Origin of the sequence: Kitasatospora viridis (assembly GCF_007829815.1) — a bacterium.
Lineage (GTDB): Bacteria > Actinomycetota > Actinomycetes > Streptomycetales > Streptomycetaceae > Kitasatospora > Kitasatospora viridis.
In genome coordinates this window covers 5,235,828-5,257,511 of record NZ_VIWT01000001.1, presented here as the reverse complement: position 1 = coordinate 5,257,511, position 21,684 = coordinate 5,235,828, and the positions used below count along the sequence as shown (strand labels likewise).

At 67.9% G+C, this 21,684-nt stretch carries 10 protein-coding genes; 2 read left to right on the top strand and 8 right to left on the bottom strand.

Annotated elements, in window-relative coordinates; all coding sequences use genetic code 11:
* Nucleotides 1–3 precede the first annotated feature (3 nt).
* The 5 genes from FHX73_RS23620 to FHX73_RS23600 all read right to left on the bottom strand — a co-directional run bounded on the left by FHX73_RS23620 (nt 4) and on the right by FHX73_RS23600 (nt 6,919).
* A complete protein-coding gene (locus FHX73_RS23620) occupies nt 4–2,139 on the bottom strand; it encodes a UvrD-helicase domain-containing protein (protein WP_145906917.1) in 2,136 nt (711 codons plus the stop codon).
* Nucleotides 2,140–2,193: 54 nt separating this feature from the next.
* Nucleotides 2,194–3,408: an McrC family protein gene (locus FHX73_RS23615; protein ID WP_145906916.1), complete on the bottom strand. Its 1,215-nt coding sequence runs from the start codon at nt 3,406–3,408 to the stop codon at nt 2,194–2,196.
* A complete protein-coding gene (locus FHX73_RS23610) occupies nt 3,405–5,207 on the bottom strand; it encodes a DUF4357 domain-containing protein (RefSeq protein ID WP_145906915.1) in 1,803 nt (600 codons plus the stop codon). Before FHX73_RS23610 ends, FHX73_RS23615 begins: the two co-directional genes overlap by 4 nt.
* Before the next feature lie 106 nt (nt 5,208–5,313).
* A complete protein-coding gene (locus tag FHX73_RS23605; RefSeq protein ID WP_145906914.1) occupies nt 5,314–6,453 on the bottom strand; it encodes a hypothetical protein in 1,140 nt (379 codons plus the stop codon).
* Between the two features lie 112 nt (nt 6,454–6,565).
* Nucleotides 6,566–6,919: a hypothetical protein gene (locus tag FHX73_RS23600; protein WP_246213677.1), complete on the bottom strand. Its 354-nt coding sequence runs from the start codon at nt 6,917–6,919 to the stop codon at nt 6,566–6,568.
* A 188-nt stretch (nt 6,920–7,107) separates the two neighbouring features.
* On the opposite strand from FHX73_RS23600, the gene FHX73_RS23595 reads away from it, so the two are divergent.
* On the top strand, nt 7,108–7,959 hold the full coding sequence (locus FHX73_RS23595) for a helix-turn-helix domain-containing protein (RefSeq protein ID WP_145906913.1): 852 nt from the start codon (nt 7,108–7,110) through the stop codon (nt 7,957–7,959).
* A 13-nt stretch (nt 7,960–7,972) separates the two neighbouring features.
* Nucleotides 7,973–8,170 carry a DUF397 domain-containing protein gene (locus tag FHX73_RS23590; RefSeq protein WP_145906912.1) on the top strand — a complete coding sequence of 66 codons (198 nt, stop codon included), beginning with the start codon at nt 7,973–7,975 and terminating at the stop codon, nt 8,168–8,170.
* 58 nt (nt 8,171–8,228) lie between these two features.
* Here the strand turns inward: FHX73_RS23590 and FHX73_RS23585 are convergent, their stop codons facing one another.
* From FHX73_RS23585 to FHX73_RS23575, 3 genes are read right to left on the bottom strand one after another with little or no spacing between them, the layout of a single operon-like run.
* Nucleotides 8,229–12,287: an Eco57I restriction-modification methylase domain-containing protein gene (locus tag FHX73_RS23585; protein ID WP_145906911.1), complete on the bottom strand. Its 4,059-nt coding sequence runs from the start codon at nt 12,285–12,287 to the stop codon at nt 8,229–8,231.
* A complete protein-coding gene (locus tag FHX73_RS23580; RefSeq protein ID WP_145906910.1) occupies nt 12,287–15,199 on the bottom strand; it encodes a DEAD/DEAH box helicase in 2,913 nt (970 codons plus the stop codon). The genes FHX73_RS23585 and FHX73_RS23580 overlap by 1 nt, the downstream gene beginning before the upstream one ends.
* A 38-nt stretch (nt 15,200–15,237) precedes the next feature.
* The gene (locus tag FHX73_RS23575) at nt 15,238–21,477 is read right to left on the bottom strand and encodes a protein kinase domain-containing protein (protein ID WP_425461448.1); all 6,240 of its coding nucleotides are present in this window, start codon (nt 21,475–21,477) and stop codon (nt 15,238–15,240) included.
* Nucleotides 21,478–21,684 lie beyond the last annotated feature (207 nt).

The following is a 21,684-nucleotide window of genomic DNA, read 5'->3' as shown; positions in this document are numbered from 1 at the left end:
CGCTCACCCATGCGCAAGCAGGAACTCGCTCGGTGCCCCGCTCCAGGAGACGGCGAGCGCCTCACGGGCCCGGGTGCAGGCCACGAACAGCAGGCAGCGCTCGCGCAGCAGATCCGTCTCGTGCTGCAACCGGTCCACGGTGGCCGGGGTGATCTCCCGGGCGAAGGGCACCGCACTGGCGGTCGCCCCGAGGACGGCGACCGCCCGGAATTCGAGGCCCTTCATGGCGTGCATCGTGGCGAGCCGTACACCGACCACGTGCGGCGCGGGACTGTCCTTCACCCTGGCGACCGGCACGCCGGCTGCGGACAGTCGGTCATGGACCTTGTCGAGCAACACGTTGAAGCGCGCACACACCCCGATCTCCGCCGGCCGGATGCCTTGGGCAATCCAGCCCTCCACGCGCTCGACGAGGGCGGCGACCTCGGCCTGCTCGGAGCCGTGGCCGTCGATGTGCGGGCGACGGCCGTGCAGCAGCGACCGGTACCCGGCGAGGCTGTCGTTGCCGTCCCCACCGAGGTCCTCGACGGGAACCGCCCCGATGATGCCGGTGGACCAGGCGAGGATCTCCTCGGTGCTGCGGTAGTTGATACGGAGTCGGCTGCTGCGGCCCTTGACGGTGATCCCGAGCGATCCCAGGGACACCCTGGAGTCGTAGATGCGCTGGTGCGGGTCCCCGGTGATGAACAGATCGTCGGGTCCGGGGGCGACAGCCGCTCGCAGTACCCGCCACTGCGCGGGGTGGAGGTCCTGCGCCTCGTCGACCACCACATGGTCGTAGCCCGCCCCGGCGCCGGCCAGCAGCCGAGCTGCCTCGGCGCACACCTGAAGATGCGTCACCGCGCCGCGCGCCTTCACTTCGGCGGTGAAGAGCTCCACTGCCGACCAGAGCAGCGGCCGCCGTGACGTGGGCAGCGGCGTGCGGCGCCCAGGACGGTCCGCCCCGAGGTAGTCGTCCAGAGTCCGCAGGTCGTGGGCGAGCACCACGTTCCGGTATTCCTGGGCGAGGAACTGCTCGGTCCACGGCAGGTCGAGACGCTTCCTGACCCGCTGCCAGATCTGCCGCTCCTCCTGGTCCCCGATCGGGGAGGGGGCCCGGCCGGCGAGCTCGGTGGAAATCCGGTGCGCGTACGCGTTCACCGTCGTCACGTCCACCCTGGCGAGCTGCGCGCCGTCGCCGTCGAGCAGCTGTGCCAGGTTCTCCCGCAGGGTCCCGGCGAGCGCGTTGGTGTAGGTGGTGAGCAGAATGCGGGTGTCGGGCGATCGCGACAGCAGGTGCTTGACGCGGTGCAGTGCCACCACGGTCTTGCCGGTACCCGGGCCACCGGTGACCTGGACGGAACCCGCGTACGAGACCCGGTAGGCGACACGACGCTGCGAGGGGTGCAGGAAGACCCGCCAGGCGGCGAAAGGCTTGTCCAGGATGTCGGCCAACTCGTCCGGCCCGGAAACGAGGGTGATCCGGCTGGCGGTGTTGGCGATGGCGGACGCGAGGTCCTCGACCGGTTCCGGCTTGGCGTCGGCGGGCCGGCGCTCGGCGACGACATCGCGGTAGACCTCTTCCGCGCTGTAGCCCTCGGCCAGGAACTGCAGGACCTCGAACTGGTCCTCCGGCAACAGGGTCCCGAACGCCTCCAACTGCGGCTTGTCGACGACGGTCCGCACAGCCCGCAGCACCTGGTCGTCGATACCGAGTTCCCGGAGCACCGTGTCCGAGTACTTCGCGAACAGCAGGGCCGGAGCTGTTGAGGCGGCCTTCTCCAGAGCCGGTGTCAGCTGCTCGATGGCGACGACGTTGCGGACCTCCAGCGCTCGGGTCGCCGTGTTGACGGTGTAGAGCCGCTTGGCCGCCCAGGTGTACGCGTCGTCGTGCGGCACCACGTTGATGAGCAGGAAGACGTCACTGCCGTCGTCCGGGGCCAGGACGACGCCGCGCCAGAAGTCGTTGATCCTGATCGTGCGCATCCGCGAGTCGCGGGCCTTGTCCACAGATTCCAGGTGAAGGCCTTTGTCCGCGTGCAGTTCGGGCACGGTGAGCTGCTGGAACTTCGCCATCGCCTTGCGCACACCGGATTTGACCGGCCGCTCCAGGACGTCGTAGCTCTCCCAGAAACTGTTCGCGAACGCGAGCTGCGGCATCGGCGGACTCCCTCGCCCTGACGGATCTGGCCCTGATGGATCTTCAGATCGTGATCATAGCGTTCGGTCGGCCGCCATCTTCCGGGCCAGCGAGCTGACTTCGGCCAGCAGCTCCGTGGGCGGCCGGTCGAGGTCCAGCGCGTGCTGATGGATGGTGATGCCGGCCTGGCGGACCCGGTGGGCGGCGTGCGGGGCGTTGCCTTTCGCGTAGACGAGGTGGCCCTGGGGCAGGCCCAGGGCGGTGCAGTAGGCGAGCATCTGGTAGAGATCGCCGTCCGGATAGCCGTCGCGTTTCTCGGCCTTGTACTTGGTGTCGGCGACGGCTCGTGGGGTGCCGGCCGGTCCGTACAGGACGAAGTCCGGCTTCATCCGGATCATGGACGCCTCATCGAGGTGGTGCGAGTCCTGGAAGCGGCAGGTGAGGTCGGTGGCCCGGTATGCCTCGCGCAGGGCGATCGTGACGAAGTCCTCGAAGAGCTTGTTCATGTTGAACAGGAAGCCGTCGATGCGCAGCTCACCGGTGGTGTGCTCGGGCGAGAAGCCGTCGAGGATCACACGGGCGAGGTGGAGGGCCTGGTGGTAGCGGGAGTTGAGACGCGTGGGGCGCCAGTCCGGGATTTCCTGACCGCGCACCAGCGGAGTCACCTCGGCGAGCCGGACCCGCTGGTGGAGCAAGCGGCGCCGTACGTCACGGGGCACGCCAGGCAGCCGGAGCAACCGTTCGACGGCGGTGCGCAGGATGCGGTTCTCGGCGATGTCGGTGGTGAACTCGTCGTAGGCAATCTCCACCGGCAGGGCGGCACCGAACCGGCGGCGGATCTGCTCGGCCTCGCGGATCCGGCCGCGCACCACGAGGGCACTCTCGTCGACTGCCCGGTACCCCTGCAGCAGGCCCTGGCGCAGTGCCCGGTCCACCTGGCGTTCGACGGCGTGGGCGAGGGCTGGGAGGACGTCGTGGTTCTCGCCCAACTCGACCTGGCCGTCGCGCCAGCCGCGTGGGTCGAGGCTGTAGCCGATCAGGAAGAAGAGGCGGGCGATCGGCACCTTGGGGGCGATGCGGACGGCGACGGGTTCACCGCCCGGCACGTCGAGGGTCACCGCGCCGACCTTGCTGCCGGCGCGGAGTGTCCAGTGGCCCGTCCGGTACGGGTCGGGGGCTGCGGTGTCGAGGATGCGGGAGGCGGCGAGCGCCCGGCCGGCCGTGTCCGGGAGCGGACGGCTGACGGCCGGGGCGTGTTCGACCAGTTCGACGACAGCACCGCTCGTCATGCCAGAGCATCCTTGAGAGCGGCGAGCCCGTACCGCTTCTCGATGTCGACACCCTCTCCATAGTGGTGCTCTTCGAGGAGCGGGAGGATCTTCGTCCGCCAGGTGCGATCGAGTCCGCCCTCCCGGTAGACGCCTGACTTCATCAGATAGGAGGGGCCGATCCGGAAGTCCGCTTCGTCGATCCGGGCGTTGAGGGCGTCCAGCAGGTCGGCCGGCTCGCTGTCGTATCCCTTGTCGGCCAGCCAGCGGCGCAGCAGGCCACTGGTCGGCTCGGTCCGCGGTGACAGCTCGACGAATGCGAACCGGCGCCGCATCGCCGCGTCGACCAGGGCGATGGAGCGGTCGGCGGTGTTCATGGTGCCGATGACGAAGAGGTTCGGCGGCAGGGCGAAGTCGTCGCCGGAGTAAGTGAGCCGCACCGACTTGTTGCGGTACTCCAGGAGGAAGTACAGCTCGCCGAAGACCTTCGCCAGGTTGGCCCGGTTGATCTCGTCGATGATCAGGAAGTGCGGCACGTGCCGGTTGCCCTCGCGGGAGGCGAGGTCGGCAAGTTCACGCAGCGGGCCGGCAGTGAGCCGGAAGGCGACCTCCCGCGTCTCCGGGTCCTCCTTGGGGCGGAAGCCCTCGAAGAAGTCCTCGTAGGCGTAGGAGGGGTGGAACTGGACCAGCTTGACCTGTTCGGGTCCACCGCCCAGGAACTCGGCGAGCTTCTGGGCGAGATAGGTCTTGCCGGTGCCCGGCGGGCCGTAGAGCACCAGCTGGCGCTCGTCCCAGAGCAGGTCGCGTACCTCCTGGAGCCAGGCCACGTCGTGGACGAGCAGGTCCCGGGCGAGCTCCGGGGTGGGCTCGGGGAGCGTCAGTTCGCGCCGGGCGATGAGGATCTCCACGCTCGGGTCGCGCTCTATGGCCTCGGCCTCCGCCGCCAGCTCCTGGTCGCTCACTCCCAGACCCTCGATCAGGGCCTGTACCGAGGTGAGATCGACGACGTCGTGCTGGATGGAGAGCTTCTGCTGGAGCTCCTCCGGCAGATCGGCGTAGGGGTACCCCTCGCTCTGCCAGTCCACTGGGCGGCGCAGGTTGGACCGCGCGTCCTCGGTGGGCGCCTGCTCTGCGGACCCCGTCACCTCACCCACGTAGAGCAGTCCACCGGAGATGGTGCACACGGTGTCACCGGGCTTGATCCGGGAGAGGAATGCGTGCAACTCCTCGACGAGGTCCTGCCGCTGACTGTACGTCGCGGCGGACTCGTAGTCCTCCTGGACGTACTCGCGCAGCTGCTCCTTGCTCGTGCCCTGCCCGACGCCCTGCCGCAACCGGGAGGCGGCGACGGTGGTCAGCCCCTCCGGCAGCCAGAGCCGCTGGACGAGGTCGAGGCCCGAGACGTTGGAACCGCGAACCAGCCAGGCCCGGTTGGGGCCCGCCCAAACACCCGGCATGAACTCTGACAAGGGCCGGTCGTCCTCAGTCCGCCACCGCGTCCAGCCGTTGGCCGAGCGGCCCATCAGGATCTCCGCCGCAGCGGACGGGGAATTGCATTCCACGTCCTCCACCAGTTCGAGGAGTCCGGGCCACTGCTCGGACGGGCGCAGCTTGCCGTCATCCGTCAACTGCATCCGCAGCCGGTAGGAGGATGCCCTCCGCTCCTCGAAAGACGGCACGACCCGTGCCCGCGCCGGCGCCCCCGCGTACACCAGGAACTTCTGACTGCCGTTGCTGCCCATCTCCGGCAGCAGCCGCCCGCGGGCGACCGGCCCGCCGACGGTCACCCGCAGCTTGAACTCCTGGTACTCGTCCTCCACGACCCTTTTCCGTCCCTCGCCCTCGAAACCCTGTACGCACAATAGGGCCTGGGGCCAAATGGCCGCGGCAACAGGCCGGACGGGCGAGAAGTCTCGCCCGTTTCGCTCAGGTCGGCCGGCGGTCGAACAGGCCCCGCGCCGGGAGCCAGGTCGGGTCGTCGAGTACGACCTCGCGCGCGAGACCGTTGCAAGCACCGAGTCGACGGCTGTCGGGATCCACCGCGAAGACGAAGGCCTCCACATCGTCGGCGAAGGCGAGCGCGGGTCGGGTGGCGGAGTTCTCCGTCACGAGGACCATCAGCCGTCGGCGCTTCGCGGCCGCAATGCCGTACAAGCGCTGCATGTCGGCGAGGCCGATGCTCTTCCATCGGGTCCACCACTCGATGTGGAAGGTATCCGAGTCAAGTCGCGTACGGCCATTGCTGTCCGGTACGACGCCCGCGAATCCCGTCCGAGCCAGCTCTCGGGCGGCGGAGTCGAGGAGGGTCGACCCCGCCGGGAGGGTGCTGACGAAACCGTCATCCACCGTGGGGACATGGGGAACGCGGGCCAGCTCGGCCACCAGGCCCGCGAGGTCGGCCCGGTCAACGCGGCCGGACTCCAAGCCGGGGACGGCGGACGGCTGGCCGAGGAGGAGACCGCCCAGGTCGAGCCGCTGTGAGGCTCCACCTTCCGCCGGCCGGACGTCGGCGACCCAGCCGGACAGCGGCTTGTGGGACACGGTGATCAGACTTCCCTGGCCCCGAACGACGAGGAAGTCGCCCTCGTCGCGTCCGAAGTACTCCTCCTTCGTGCCTCGTTCGACCTCCACAGCGCGGGACCTGTTCTGCGCCACGGCCATCAGGACGGGCACGCTGCGGGCTGCCAACTCGTCCGCGAGCGCCACGATTTCGCCGACCACGGGCTCGTCCCACCGCCAGGGGCTCTGCTCCTCGACGCGCCCGAGCTCGGCGACAGCTCTGGCGTGGAGTGCGTCCACGAGGATGTCGCTGCTCGTTGTCGCCGACCAGATGCGGGGCGGCTCGGCGATGTCGGGTCCCACCACTGCCCAGACTGGGGCGCAGTCGTACGGCTTGTCGAAACGCCACTGGGCGAGGAGCACCGAACGCCCGCCGGTCAGCGGCACCGACAGGTGCAGCGGTAACGAGTCCGGGACCTGTAGACGCGCGGCAAGATCAGGATGCCGCGTGCGGAACCGTTTGCCGAGCGACTGGTAGGTGAGGAAGCTCCCCACCACTGACAGCATGTCACTTGAGGGGAAGCCCACAGTAGTCTCACTTCCTGATGTTCCGTCAGCATCGTTCGCGCCAAGCGGGATGCTATCGCCGCCCACCGACGGACGGAGGCACGGAACTGGCTCAGGCAGCCTCAGCCCCATCGAGCGCGGCGGCGCCTGGTGCCGCGAGCCAGACCAGCCGCGCCGTGATCCCCGGTCGCCCGGCGAACAGGTGCACGGCGCACTCGGGCGAGGTGAGGGCCATCTGCGTCTGCCCCGCGACACTGACGATGCAGGCGGACTTCTCGCCGTCGGCGATCCCCCAGGCGACGACCCACCCGTCGGCGACCTCGGTTCCCTCGTCGCTCACGTGGACGACGGCGAACAAGCGGGGCGCGGTGTCGAGCACGAGCCCGCACAGCTCCTGCTCGAAGGGCACAGGAGTCGGCCACAGGGGCGTGACCGGCTGGGGGTTTTGCGAGGGCGCAGCAGTCATGGAAGTCTCCTACACGAAAGCGAGTTGAACGCGGCGCTGCCACCTCGACGGACAGCGGACGACTCTGACGCAGGATCAAAAGTAGCCAGTCGATAGGATGTAGTCCACCACTCTTGAAGGATCCATCGCATCATCACTCCCAAGAGTGAACGACGCCAGCAACGGCCAGTGAGGAAAGGAAGCAGCGGATGCCGCCCAGCAAGACCCCACCGAGCATCCGGCAGCGGAGGCTCGGCGCAGAGCTGCGCCGGCTGCGCGAGCAGGCAGGCTTGTCGGTTACGCGCGCCGGGGAGTTGCACGGCGCCACCCAGTCCCGACTCAGCAGCATCGAGTCCGGGGGCTACCCGGTGAGTGCAGACCGGGTGCGGGCCCTGGCGCGCCTCTACGACTGCGCCGACGACAAGCTGATCGATGCGCTCACCGAGATGACCGGCGGCCGGACGCGGGGGTGGTGGGAGGAATACCGCGAGATCCTCCCGTCCGGTGCGCTCGACTTGGCGGAGCTCGAACACCATGCACAGTCGATGCGGATCGCTTCAGCGATCCATATCCCCGGCCTACTCCAGACACCGGAGCACGCTCGCGCGCTCTTCCGAGACTCAGTGCCGCCGCTGTCACCGCCCGAGGTCGAGCATCTCGTCTCTCACCGCATCAAGCGACAGGCGGTGCTGTACGGCGCGGAGCCGACACCACTGTCGGTCCTCGTTCACGAGGCCGCCCTGCAGATGGGTTTCGGCGGCCCCGAGGTGGCCCGCGCCCAGTTGAAGCACCTGCTGACCATGAGCGAGAACCCTCACATCGACCTGCGCGTAATGCCATTCGGCACTGGCAGCTACCCCGGCTCCGGCGCTGGCATCGTGTATTTCAACGCCGAGGTCCCCCGACTGGACACCGTCCAGGTCGACGGGGCAACATCCGAGTTCATCGACACCGACCCGCAGTTGTTCAAGTACCGGATCGTGATGGATCGGTTGGAGATGAATTCGCTCAACCCGGAGGCGTCCCGCGACCTCATCCACCATGTCACACAGAACATCTGAGCAAGGAGCGAGCATGGTAGTTCAGAGCTGGCAGAAGTCCTCCTACAGTGCAGACGCCGCCAACTGCATCTACCTTGCTGCAGCTCCCGATGGCACCATCAAGCTGCGCGAGAGCGACGACCCGGATGTCATTGTCACTACATCGCCCGAGAAGCTCCGCGCCTTCATACTCGGCGTCAAGGCCGGCGAGTTCGACCACTTGGCGAACTAACTCCGATCGTGTGTGAGGGCCCGCCAGCTTGCTGGCGGGCCCTCACACACGATCGAGACTAACGCGGCCCGTGCACGATTAGCGTCGGGTGACGCAGCCCTTCGCCGGCGGGCAGCGTGAGAGTTGAGATGAAGTTCTCACCATCACGCAAGGGGACAGTAAGCCCAACGCCAGCGGCAGCCATTCGGTCGTAGATCGAAAGGATCAGATCTTTAGTGCGGTAAGCGCCATACTTGGCCTCATCCTTCCGCTTCACGATCGGGAAGGTTTCGAGGATGTAATCGACATCGTCGCGGGTAATGCCATAGAGATGGAAGAATAGCGCATCCAGCTCAGCACGGATGACCAGGCGACGTTCATCGTTCCAACAGAACGGGCCCTGAATATCGCCGAGATCACGTGCAAATTCCGCCATATCGTAAGCACTATAGGTCAACTCAAGCACTCGGGGCGTAATGAACGCAGAGTGGCAGGAAAGATCGGCCGGCGGAAGAACTGGCAGCTGCTCAGAGATGAAGAAATTGAGGTGAACGCTGCCAACCTTGAAGCGCGCATTGAAATCGAAGATGAATGAGCTCAAGCAAGCGAGTAGAGCTCCTGCTAGAGCCACGTTACTCCTGGACAACGTTGAGATCGGAAGGTTGTTCCCCACTGCCGACCGAGGGAACCCGCCAATGATTGCAGTACGCTCATCAGTCGCACGGCAGATATCGCGCCATCCGATAAACCAGTCGCGATTCCAATCCTTCGCACGCACCGCCTCCTCAACCTTCGACTCGGCTACCCAATACCGCGGCAGAGCAACAGTAGCCGGATCCAACCTTTCGGAAGTCATGAGATCGCGAGTGGAGCCGCTCTCATCATAGCTAGCCCAGTGATGGTCATAGTGATGGAGCATTTTCGCCTCGTACAGGGGAAGCATCTTTGCTCCAGCCTTGGAAAAGATATTGCCAGCAAGCATCCACCCATCACTTTCAAGATCCTGACGGGAATGAAAGAGATGGGAGTCACTGGTCATATTAAACAGACCCTGACTGAACGAAATGCCCCATGGATTCCCCTGCGGATCATCGTTCTTACTTAGCACTGGAACTCGCCGATAGATACCTAGAGAAATCTCGGCATCGCGCCGCGATCGGAACACTGGACATGTTCCGGTATTCGGATTGATAAGAGTAATCTCGTCGGGAGTGAGCCTGAAGACTCTATTTGTATCTTCGAGCTCCACCGGGTCATGCAAGAAGAAGGCAAGCCGCGCAGCTGGCTCCCGACGGAAGCGACCAACGAGAGAGAGGATGCTAAATTTCATCCGCGAATCGACGGCCGGAAATAGGGCAGCACGGTTTTCAAAATCGTACAGTGCCGCAATCGAGCCACTCTGAACCAAGTTCTTAAAAAAGAACTGCGTCGTAGCATCAGTGGCGATGCCCGTCGGAAGGACCATCCCCATGCGACCGTATGGCGACGTGAGCTTATGCCCCTGCTCTGCAAAAATCGAGTCCGTTTTGATACGGCCACGCCCGCACAATGGGAAGAGTCCAGAACTGCTGGCAAAGTGCCGAGTTCCATCGATATTTCGCTTCGCGGCCTCGTACGCCTCATGCAAGCTGGGATCTTCAGCGCGCAGTCCATCAATCAAATTTTTCCGCTTTACACCCGCCACCCCTGCAATTTTCGGCGCACGAGAAGAGAAGAACTCCTGCTCTTTGAGTTCAAGATGCTCCCAGGGCGGGTTGCCAAGCATGCAGCTGAAGCCGCCGACCCAGCCGGTACGCTGGTCGACTTCGAGTCCGGCCAATTCACCTGGCACGGTAAACACTTCGGGGAACTCAAGATGCCAGTGGAAGAAGCGGTACTGCTCGCGCAAACGCACGATCTCATCGTGCATCGCCTGGGAGGCGGCGCCGGCTTCTGGATCCTGCAGAGCCTGGAAGACCTCGTGCGTGACGGCTTGTGGAGCATCCGCCACCTTGGGCCAGACGAACGCCGCGCACCAGGCGTCGGCAGCCCGCAGGGCTCGCACATAAACGTCGGCCTCGGACCACTCCGTATAGGCGGACTCCTGCTGGCGAACGTCAGTCAGGGTGTCCGACTTGGCGGTGGTGATGCGGCGCAGGCCGGATGCGAAGGCAGTGTTGGCGATCTTCAGACCGTCACCGAGGTCGAAGAGGCTGCTCTGGCCCGAGAGCTCCTTGTCGTTCTGCTTCTCCAGAGACTTGGCGATCTTCTTGTCATCGCCCTCGATCGGCTTGAACGCCTCACTCGGAATCCCCTTGAGCAGCAGCGCGGGTGTGGCACCGACAAGACCATTGCCGTGCTTCACGTGTGCGTCCAGGAAGCTCAGCGCCTTGCCGGGCTCCATGGCCTCCAGCCACAGCGACACCTTGGCGAGTTCCACTGCCATCGGGTTGAGATCCACGCCGTAAATACAACGGGCGACGACCTCGTGGAGAGCATGGCGGACAGCAGAAAGCGTGGGCTCGGGGTTGCGCTCCCGAACGGCCGCCACCCGCTTGGCGATTCGCCGGGCGGCAGCGACCAGGAAGTGGCCTGAGCCACAGGCAGGGTCACAGACCGTCAAAGAGAGCAACTCGACAACGATGTCCTCCGCCGGATCGGACCGGCCCGCCGCGATGGCAGCCTGCTCACCACGCTTGACGGCGTCGTCTATGACCGGGTCGAGCGCCGAATCGAGCAGGCAGTCGATCAGCGAGGACGGGGTGTAGTAGGACCCCGTGGTCTTACGGGTGTTGCCCGCCAGTTCAACGAGTTCGAAGGTGCGATCCACCGCACTGTGCTGCGGGACGAGTTCGAGCAGGGACTCGTAGATGGAACCGAGTTCCTCCGCGTCCAGGTGGCGATAGTCAACGGCCCGCCAGCGCCGCGATCCCATGTCCCGCACCTGAGCCAGGTGGCGCACTGCCGTCAGAAGGTACTCATTCGACAGGGACAGACCGTCCAGCGGGGAGTCCGCATCGGTGTGAGTGAAGAGACCACCGAGACCAGGCAATCCGAGCTCGGGGCGTCCCTTTTCATCGCCCAACGCATCAAGGACGACCCTCAGGGCCTGCCACCGGTCGCCGTGCGCAGTGCCGCGCCGGCGCCGTGCGTGGGCACGAAGCCGGGCGGAAGAGAAGTACGTGGCGTACCGCTCGCGTTCCGTCTCCCCCACCTCAGGCGCATGCAGAACATCGCGGTCCTCGGCCACGAAGAGGAACAGCAGCCGGTAAGCCAGGCGCAGCAGGGCGTTGTGCAGGCCCTGGGCTTTGACATTCTCGCGCAGGGCAGCGTTGTCCGGGTGACGGAGGAACCCCGTGCCCAGGGTCGTGATGGCATCCTGAACGCCCTTGCGGAGCTGATCCAGGGCCCTGGTCCCGGAGGCGATGGCCTCGGTGCGCCACTTCTCCAGTCGGCAAGCCGAAGCCGCCGCGCCCTCCGCCACCTCGAACCGTGAGACGTGCAGCAGCCGATAGAGCAGGACGAACTCGCTGAAGAGCTCGCCGTCGAAGATCGCCTCAAGATCGAACTCGACGTACGACGCCGTTGCCATGGCGCTGGAGTCGCGCAGGAGCCTCAACTGGCGGCCGTTGGAGAGCACGCCCCACAGGTGCGCCTCGGTGCGGTTGAGGCACTCCTGGAGCATCGACTGCGGCGGGACGGTACCGGCGCCGCCGGGGCGCCTGTCGAGGTCGGTGTTCCACGGGGTGAGGTGGACCAACGCGTGCTGCCAGCGGTGGCTGACGGCGAATACTTTCTCCGTATCACTGTCAGCGGGGATACCGTCGCCCCCCACCACCGTGAGCCGCCCGAACCCCAACTCGGCGAAGAGCGGCTCCAGCCACTGCGCCACCGCGATCCCCGTAGGGTCGGCCGCCGGAACACCCGTCTCCGCGTCCTCGGGCAGCCGGCTGCGCAGCTCGCGCCAGACCGACTTGAGGTAGTCCCAGTGGCGTTCGGCATCATCCCGCACCGACCGCGAGCCGATGACCCCGTAGTCGGCGGGCTTCGCCCCCGACACGTCCTTGCCCTCGGCGATCCGGACCAGTATGTCGACGGGCAGCAGCCCACCCACCGTGTGAACGGCGGAGAAGACCTGGTTACGAGTGGTGGCGGACATCAGGCGCCCTCTCCGGTCGACGCAGCAGCGGGCAGGTAGACGTATGCGCCGAGCACGTCGGCGTGCTCCTGCGCACGCACGCGCAGGCCTCGGACGATCTCGCCGGTGGCCTCGCGCACGCGGCGGTGCGAGGCGTCGAGGTCGGCCGCGAGCTGATCGCCCTGTGACTTCAAGTAGTCGTTCACATCAACCAGTTGTCCCAGGATCCGGGCCATCGTCCGTTCGCCGAAGTGGCGGTCGGTGTTGAGCGTGGCCTGCGCCCCGAGCAAGGCCTGCGCCTCCCCCTCCGGCAGCCAGACGGCGTGCTTCGGCGCGCCTTGGAAGGCGAACAGCCGGGCTTCCTCGGCGACGATCTGCTTCTCCTTGTACCGCGAGGGCAGCGTGAGGTGGAACCGGTACCGCACCAGCAACAGCGTCGTACGGGTGGCCACCGCGTCCGTCGTCACAACACCGCAGCGGCGGGCCGGGCGGTTCCCGTCAGCCAGCGTGTCGAGCGCGGCATTGAGGACGTGACCCGCGAGAGCGCCGACGACCGGGTCGGTGCGCACCAGCGCCGCCTCGCCCCGAGCGACCGCCGGGTCGGAGCGAAACGGGATCGGCCGCCCCGTCTCAACAGCCTCACCACCGACAACAGGCGCCAGGGCATCACGCAACCCAGCCGGCGTACCCGACACCTCTGCCGTGAAGTCCCCGCTCTCGGTGTCCCGCAGCACGGCGCCGAGCGCGTTCAGCGAGTCCCGCACGAAGGTACGGATCTCCCCCGCACTCCCCAGCGCCTCACGAATCGCCGCGACCTCGCGGGCCACCTCCTGCGGGTGGATGGAGCGCTGGGCGAACTTGGAGACGGAGGCCTTCTCCCGCTCGGCCGCGGAATTCCAGTCCTTCTCCAGCTCGGCGGCCTTGGCATCAACGATGTCATCGATCGCGAACAGGCCCTCCTGCTGGCCCTCCCTCCCCCGCATCAGCAGCCACTCGACGATCGCGTCCGTGACACCAGCTGACATCTCGTCAGGGACGGACACCGAGATCCCCAGATCCTTGCGGATCTGCCGGTACTTCTTGATGAGGACTTCGAGTACCTTGCCGTCGATGCCGTTGTCGCCACCGTAGAGCGTGATGACGCGGACCTCGTCGCGCTTCTGCCCGTACCGGTCGACGCGGCCCTCGCGCTGGTCGTGGCGGGTGGGGTTCCAGGCCAGGTCGTAGTGCACGACGGCGTCGAAGTGGTGCTGGAGGTTGACACCCTCCGAGAGGCAGTCGGTGGCGACCAGGACACGGCGGGCGGCGAGGCTGTCCCCCGCCTCCTCCGCCAACCGCTCGATGCGTTCGATGCGCTGCTGTGGCGAGAGCGTGCCGGTGACGGCGGCCACGGTGGCCTTCACGCCGCCCTTGCCCTGGAGCGCCGCTGCAACGTACTCCGCGGTCGGGATGAAGCGGCAGAAGACGATCGGGTTGTACCCGTCGGCGAGCAGCGCCTTGAGGTGCTTGATCAGCGCCTTCAGCTTGAGGTCGTGCTCGGTGCCCTCCAGCGCCGCCGCCCGCTCAGCGAGCGTCTTCAGCCGCGCACCCGCATCGTCCGTCTCCGCGCCCGGGGCGACGTCCATGCCCTCCAGCGCGTCGCTGTCCGCCGAGTCGCTGGTGAGTGACGCGCTGAGCCGGTCCGCCTCCTCCGCACTCGCCGCGATCGCGGCGGCCGAACGGGTCGTCAGCGTCTGGGCTGCAGCACGCGGCGAGGAGACCAGCGAGCGCAGCAGCGCGATCGCCGACCACCAGGCGATCCGGGCCTCGCGCTTGCCCTGCACGCCGGCAGCCTCGACCCGGTCGCTCGCGTACGCGATGGCGTCGTCGAGCAGCGCGCGATAAGCCGGGGAGAGCTTGTAGGTCTCGTCCTTGAAGTAGCGGTCGGAGGGGAAGACGGTCTTCTCGGCAAGGCTGTCGTCGCTGAGGCCGTCCTCCTTGGTGAGGTACTGGCGCACGTCGGCCCGCTTGCGCTGCACGAAGTGCTGGGCGAGCAGTTCACGGCCACGCTTGCCGTCGAGGTCAACGCCGGCCAGCTCGGGCTTGACCAGGCCGAGCAGGTTGCGGAAGGCGGACTCCTTGCCGCTGTGCGGGGTGGCGGTCACCAGCAGCAGGTGCCGCTCCGCATCCTCGGCAACCCGGCGCAGCAACTCGTAGCGCAGCTGGTTCTGCGACGAGGCGCCGGTGTCGTCGGCAGCGACGCAGGTGTGGGCCTCGTCCACGATGACCAGGTCGGGGCAGTGGCGGACGAAGTCGTCACGGTGGCGCGGGGACTTGATGAAGTCCGTGGAGACGATGACGTGCGGGTACTTGTCGAAGATCGACTGGCCCAGGTCGAGCCCGCGCTCCAGCCGCGAAACGGTGGAGGAGAGCACCAGTTCGGCATCCAGACCGAACTTGGTCCGCAGTTCCTCCTGCCACTGCTCGGCCAGCGCCGGCGAGCAGAGCACGGCCAGCCCCTTCGCCTCGCCCTGGGCGAGGAGTTCACTCGCGATCAGGCCGGCCTCGATGGTCTTGCCGATGCCGACGTCATCGGAGATCAGCAGCCGGACGGTCTTCTGACGCAGCGCCATCAGCAGCGGCACCAGCTGGTAGGCGCGCGGCTCGACGGCGATGCCGGCGAGCGAGCGGAACGGACCGGCGCCGGAGCGGAAACCGATCCGCAGGGCCGAGCGGAGCAGGCCGGCGGCCCGCTGGTCGCCGAGGTCGCCCGGCTCGGGCGCGGCGAACTCGGCGCTGCTGACCTTCTCGAAGGCGGGGAACACGGCCGCGATGTCGTCGTCGGAGCCACCGAGGGGGCGCAGCACGAGCATGTCGGCCGCACTCTCGGGCAGTACGACCCATTCACGACCGCGGGCGGACACCAGGGAACCGGCGGAGTAGGTGAGCGTCATCAGGTGGGTCCTCGTCGAGTGGTTCGTCGGTTCCGTGGTCAGGCGGTCGGGTGGGCGGTGCCGAAGTAGCGGGGGTGGTCGGCGGCGATGGCCTCCCAGTCGCCGTCGTGCGGAAAGCGGATCACATCCCAGTTGGCGTCGTAGAGCCGTTCCTCGGCGTCCGCGTCGCGCAGCGCGGTCGTCTCGGTGTCAGGGTGATCGTAGAAGATCGCGACGTTCACGCCGGGCATGCGGTAGATGAAGTCCGGCATCGCGTTCGCCTCGCGGACCAGGGTCTGCGTTCCGTCGGGGAGCCGCAGCCCTCGCTCCTTCAGCCAGGTGACGAGGTCGCGCTCCAGCGGCGACTCGTCCGGGACAGCCGGCGCCGCTACCTGCTCGACCTGCTCGGCGAGCAGGCGCCGGAACTGCTCGCTCCGGGACTCGCCGCGCTCGTCCCGCCGTGCATTCGCGGACGCGAGCCGCAGCAGCAGGGCGCGGACGGTGCGGCGGTCGATCAGCCCGTGGTTGAGCTGGTTGCCGTACGTCAGCAAGCACTCGTAGCAGCCGCGCTCGCACGGCCGGTCCGGGTGCGGACCGCCCAGGTCGGCGCCCAGCTCATCGAAGTGACAGATCGCCAGCGCCTGGCGTGCCGCCTTGGCGAGCGCGTCCGGCTCCGCCTGGAGACGGCGGAGCACGCCCGCCCCGCCCTCGGCGGCCTCGGTGAACAGGAAGCGGTTGCGCGGACCGTCGTTCGGCGGCAGGAGTTCGCTGCTGAGCTCGGAGTCCTCCAGTTCGAAGGCGGCCTCGATGCCCCGCTCCAGCGCGTACATCAGGGAGACGGCGATCGGCTCGGGCAGCGGCTCGTCGAGGGTGAGGACGAGGATGTTCCGGCGGTCCTCCACGTAGGGGATCACCCGCTTCTTGCGGCGCTTCTCGTTGCCGTCGGCGTCGACCACGGGCAGCTCGCTGGAGTCGCCCGAGGCATCGGCAGCGTCGCGGTCGTTCATCCAGCGGCCGTCGGCGGCGTCCAGCCAGTAGCCGGCCGGGTCGTCCTTCTTCGCGCGCAGCCGCCCGACGTTGGTGATCCGCACTGTCGCCGAGTCGCCGTACGCCAGCAGGGCGAGCGGGCCGGTCTCGTCCGCGATCCTGGCGTCCTGACGGCCCTTGCGGGTGCCGTGGTCCTGGAAGGCGTACGAGGTCTCCAACTTGAAGCCGGCCCGGCGCCGCTCCTCCTCGTCCGAGGAGATCCGCTCGCGGCGCTGGGTGTAGACGGTGTGCAGCTGGAGCAGGCCGTAAGTGGCAGCGCCGAGCGGCTCGTCGCACATCTGGCAGCGGTCGTCCCTATTGCGCGGCTCGTGGTGGTAGCCGCAGTGCTCGCAGCGCCGGGCCTCGCTGGTGGTGATGTCACCGGTGGAGTCCGGCGGCAGCTGGATCCGGGTGACCTGGTAGCGGGCGCCCTCGTGGTAGATGAGCGCGCCGGGTCCGAACTCGCGGATCGCGAGGAACCGCGGGCGCTGCAGGTAGTCGCCCTCGCCGTATCGGCGGCCGGTGGTGGGGATGTAGGCGGCCAGCGGCAGGCGGGGGAAGGAGTAGCCGGGGAGGAAACCCTCGGATGCCAGGTAGCGATACGGGTTGAAGTCGGAGAGCACGGACTTGTTCTCCGCACTCTCGTTCTTGAGCAGGTTGAGCTGGGTCTCGGCCTCCCTGCGGCGGCCGACGGCGCGCTTGCGGTCGCCCTCGGTGAGGCTGTGGTCCAGGACCCGCTTGTTCTGCACGTACTGGTCGTCCAGGGCGGCGCGGTACAGCTCTCGCCAGCGGTCGAAGGCGTGGTGGAACCGGTCGGGGGCGGTGCGCACCCGGTCCTCGATCCAGCGCTCGTCCCACCAGGTGGTGTTGGCGAAGTCGAGCAGCAGGGGACCGAGCACCTGGTACGCGGCTGCGATCGTCCTCGTCTGGGCGTCAACGTCGCGCGAAGCGGCGTGGATGTCGGGGTGCAGCTCCAGGGCGGGGTCGGGACGGTCACCGGTCTCCGGGTAGGAGATGTCGAGGACCTCGGGCACGGCCCGGCCGAGCTTGAGACCGGCTTCGGCCAGCCAGATGCCCTGAACGTGGGAGAGCACGAGGTCTTCGTTGGCCAGGTCGAGGCGCGGCGGAGCGACGGCACCCGCCACCATGCGCTCGGACCGCCTGAAGTAGTACTGGTCGTGGCTGTTGCCCGTCGCGCAGTAGGTGGCGACAAGGGCGGGCTGGCCGCTGCGGCCGGCGCGGCCGGAGCGCTGCGCGTAGTTGGCCGGGGTCGGCGGGACGTTGCGCATCATGACCGCGTTGAGCGAGGAGATGTCCACGCCCAGCTCCATCGTCGGCGAGCAGTAGAGCAGTTTCAGGTCGGCCTTGCGGAAGGCCTCTTCGCGCTTCTCACGCTCGGTCGGGTCGACCTGGGCGGTGTGCTCGCGGGCGAACAGGCCGGCCAGGGCGCCGGCCGCGTTCTGGTAGAGGTCGCGGAAGAAGGTGTTGACGCGGGGGCCGTCGCCGCTGGCGTAGGTGCGGGTGAGCGGGTCGTGGGCGCCCCGCTCGCCCTTGCCGGCGCGCCAGATGAGCGACTGCGCGGCTAGCCGGTAGCCGGTGACGGCCGGTCCGGAGGAGCTGCGGAAGCGTCCCGAGCGCTGCGGGGTCTCGGAGACCTCCTTGACCAGCCCTGCCTTGCAGAGCACCTTCAGCAGTTCCTCGATGACGAGCTGCAGATCGCCCTTGTCCAGCTCCCGGAAGGCCCGGTCGGTGCGGCGCAGGTACTTGCCGAACTTGCCGGCAGCGGACAGGAACAGCGCCGAGCGGTCCAGGCCGGGGCGCGAGGGCTGGGGGTAGGCGATGCCGACCTTGGGGCTGTCGGTCCTGGTCAGCACCCAGGGGTCGATGAGGCGCTCCTCGCTGGCCCGCTGCAGTGAGTCGAAGTCTTCGCGGAAGTACTGGACATCGATGGCGAGGGACCGGCGCATCTCGTCGAGGAGCGCCTTCATGACCTCGGCCCGCAGCGCGGGATCGGCGTCACGCAGGGCCTGGTGGGTGCGGTCCCAGCGGTCCTGACGGTCCGCCACCCAGTCCAGGTCCTCATAACCGATCTCCAGCAGGCCGGTCTGCTCCAGATTGGGCATGGTGATCCGCCAGCCGCGCTCCAGATCCAGGTAGAGCCGGAACGCGATGACGTCGCGGAGCGTCTTGGCCGCGTTGCGGGCCAGCGCGGGCGGCAGGTCCGCCGCGTCACCGGCGTAGTGCGCCGGCTCCAGCGCGAGGGCGTTGGCGACGGCAGAGGCCAGCTCCTCGTGGTGGAGGCCGTCCTCGCCGGCCGCGCAGGCCGCGCGGTAGAGGGCACCGCGGAGCTGGGTGATCTGCACGAAGTCGTTGAAGTGGCCGGCCTGCAGGGAGGCGTCCTGCCGGTTGTCGACGAAGGTGAGGAGCTTGCGTGCCTCCTTGTCGAGCGCTTCCGCGGGTACCGACGTCAGCGAGCGGACGACGGAGGCGGAGATCAGCGAGGTCGCCGAGGAGCGGCCCTCCTGGTCGAGGGTGGCGAGCTTGGCGAAGTCCTTGCCGCGGGTCTGCTCGTACGCGACACCGCAGTGCAGGCAGAACAGGAACGGGGACGGGATGAAGGCAGCCTGCAGCTCGCCGTAACCCTCGGCGCCGTACGGATCCACCGTCACGGCGCGCGGCACCCGGTCCCGGTGCGACTTGCGGACGGCCTCCTGACCCTTGTCGTCGATCTCCAGCCACGACTCCGGGAGGCGGCGGTCGGCGATCGCCACGTCCGGGCTGAGCGGCCACGGGCGGTCATGATCGACGTACAAATAACCGTCGCCCTGGCGGCCACCGGTGGCCACGGTGTCGCGACGTGCCTGGTACCGCACCTCGCCGTCCTGATCGGTGCGCCACACCGTCAGGTACTCCTGGCCGCACTCGCGGCAGAAGGCGAGCGGCATCAGCAACTTGCCCCCGGAACGCGGCTGTTCGAGCTGGTAGGCGCGAGTGAGGTGGCGGGACGCCTTGTCCTCAAGGGTGACGTAGACGGTGTCGCCCTTGGAGAGGAACTGGTGCAGCCGGAAGGCGAACAACGGACGCTCGGTGACCGGGTGGCGGGCCTGCGAGCCGGCCTCCAGGGTGGCGCGGATCGCGGCGTCGCACTGGTCGACCGGCACGTCGCTGTGCTCGGCCAGCTCCGCGGCGGCCTCCTCGATCTTGGCGGGCTGACGGCGGACCAGGCGGCCGGTGGCCTCGTCGGTGGCGAGGCCGAAGCGGGTCTCGATCCAGCGTGCGAGCGGGTCCCGGACCAGCTCGGCGTACGCCCGCGGGGCGGTGGGGTCCACGAGGCACTCCGGCGGGATCGACTGCGGAGTCTCGTCCGTGGCACGGACCAGCGTCTCGCCGATGACGTGCGCAGGATCGACCCTGGTGCCGAAGAGAGTTGACGCGACGTTCGCGACGACCTTCTTCTGGTCCTCCAACGAGCCCTCGGTCGACATGGTGGCCGAGGTGCCCACGCACTGCAGACGACCGGCCTGGCAGGCCTCGCGGACGCGGCGGACGAGCAGGGCCACGTCGGCGCCCTGGCGACCGCGGTAGGTGTGCAGCTCGTCGAAGACCAGGAACTCCAGGCCCTTGGCCATCTTGATGAGGCTCCGGCGGTCGTCGGGCCGGGTGAGCATCAGCTCCAGCATCACGTAGTTGGTGAGCAGGATGTCCGGCGGGTTGTCGCGGATCTCCTTGCGGCGAGCGTCGTCCTCCTGCCCGGTGTAGCGAGCGTAGGTGACGGGCTCCCGGCCCTTGCCGTAGCCGTCGAGCAGGTACTTGTCCAGCTCCTTGAGCTGGCTGTTGGCGAGCGCGTTCATCGGGTAGACGATGATCGCCCGGACCTTCCCCCGGCCGCCGGCCGCCGGCTTCGCGCCTTCGGCCCGGCGGTCCTTCAGCACCTTGTTCACGATCGGCACGATGTACCCGAGGGACTTGCCGGATCCGGTGCCCGTGGTCAGCACGTACGAGGCACCCGACTCGGCGGCCTCCACCGCCTCCCGCTGGTGCTGATGGAGCGTCAGCGGCCGACCGTCGCAGACCGTGCCGCGCTCAGTCTTGCGCGACTGGAAGATCCGCGCGCACTCCTCGTGCAGCACGCCTTGACCCGCCAGCTCCAGCACGGTGCCGCCGCCGGCGAAGAACGGGTTGAGGGACAGCCAAGGGTCGGGCCACTGCGACTTGGCGTTCAGGTCCTTTTCGACGAACGCGGCGATCCGTTCGTCGCGGATCACTGTGCCGCCCTCGGTGAAAGCGCGGTAGTCCTTGATGAGGGTGCGGTGGAGGCCGAACACGTCCATGCCGGCGGTTGGGGCAGTGGCACTCGGGGACTCGTCGCCAACTGCCCCGCCAAGATCGGCGGGCTGGGCGCTGCGCAGCATCCGAACCGGGTCGAAGGCGCTCCAGGAGGCGAGCTGTGAGACATCGTCATCCAGCGCGGTGAGCGGCAGCAGGGCATCCCGGACGGCCACGGCGTCAGCGGGACGGTCGACCGGCTTCTTGGCGAGCAGGCAGTCGACGAGTCGGGCCAACTCCGCGGGCACGTCCTGGCGCAGCAGCCGCACCGGCGTGGGCGCCTCCTCGGTGTGCTTGCGCATCAGCTCGTACGGAGCCTGCCCGACGAAAGGCGGAACGCCGGTGAGCATCTCGAAGAGCAGGCAGCCCAAGGCGTAGAGGTCCGCGGCCTGGGTGACCAGCACCGCCTGGAACTGTTCGGGCGCCATGTAACGGGCGGTACCGACAGCGACGCCGGTGCTGGTGAGCCGGGTGTCTTCGGGGTCGTCGGCGATCCGGCCCATCCCGAAGTCGAGGATCTTGACCGTGCCACCCCTGGTCAGCATGACGTTGGCGGGCTTGAGGTCGCGGTGGACGATGCCGACGGCATGGGCGGCGCCCAATCCGTCGGCGATCTGGGCGCCGATCGCGGCGGCCCAGGAGACGGGGAGCCGGCGCTCCTCCTCGATGAGGTCACGCAGCGTCTCGCCGTCCAGGTACTCCATGGCGAGGTAGGGCAGGCCGCCGTGGGACTCGTCCACGCCGCCGTCGATGAGGCGGGTGAGGTGGGGGTGATCCAGACGGCGCATGATGCGCACCTCCCGGGCGAACCGCGCCACGGCCTTCGCGTCACCGTAGGTGTCGACGGCAGCACCGGAGCGGCGGCGGAGGATCGTCTTGACGGCGACGGTGCGGTCCGCGGATCCCTCGGGGGCGCGAAGATCTTCGGCCTTGTGCACCTCCCCCATGTTGCCGGAGCCGATGGCCCCCACCAGGCGGAACCGGTCGCCGATCAACTCCACGCCCACTGCCTCTCCTCCATCACCGGACTCGCTCCGTATGCCACCGGCTCCAGCCCGTGATGGCGGCAGAGTAGCCGAGACGGGGCGGTGACACCGAGAACCGTACACGAGCGAGCACTGTGTACGCCATGGCTTACATGCGTTGACACCGTC

Coding starts and splice junctions, on each gene's coding strand:
- FHX73_RS23595 (WP_145906913.1), top strand. CDS start 7,108: ATGCCGCCCAGCAAGACCCCACCGAGCATCCGGCAGCGGAGGCTCGGC.
- FHX73_RS23605 (WP_145906914.1), bottom strand. CDS start 6,453: ATGCTGTCAGTGGTGGGGAGCTTCCTCACCTACCAGTCGCTCGGCAAA.
- FHX73_RS23580 (WP_145906910.1), bottom strand. CDS start 15,199: ATGACGCTCACCTACTCCGCCGGTTCCCTGGTGTCCGCCCGCGGTCGT.
- FHX73_RS23585 (WP_145906911.1), bottom strand. CDS start 12,287: ATGTCCGCCACCACTCGTAACCAGGTCTTCTCCGCCGTTCACACGGTG.
- FHX73_RS23620 (WP_145906917.1), bottom strand. CDS start 2,139: ATGCCGCAGCTCGCGTTCGCGAACAGTTTCTGGGAGAGCTACGACGTC.
- FHX73_RS23575 (WP_425461448.1), bottom strand. CDS start 21,477: ATGGGGGAGGTGCACAAGGCCGAAGATCTTCGCGCCCCCGAGGGATCC.
- FHX73_RS23615 (WP_145906916.1), bottom strand. CDS start 3,408: ATGACGAGCGGTGCTGTCGTCGAACTGGTCGAACACGCCCCGGCCGTC.
- FHX73_RS23590 (WP_145906912.1), top strand. CDS start 7,973: ATGGTAGTTCAGAGCTGGCAGAAGTCCTCCTACAGTGCAGACGCCGCC.
- FHX73_RS23600 (WP_246213677.1), bottom strand. CDS start 6,919: ATGACTGCTGCGCCCTCGCAAAACCCCCAGCCGGTCACGCCCCTGTGG.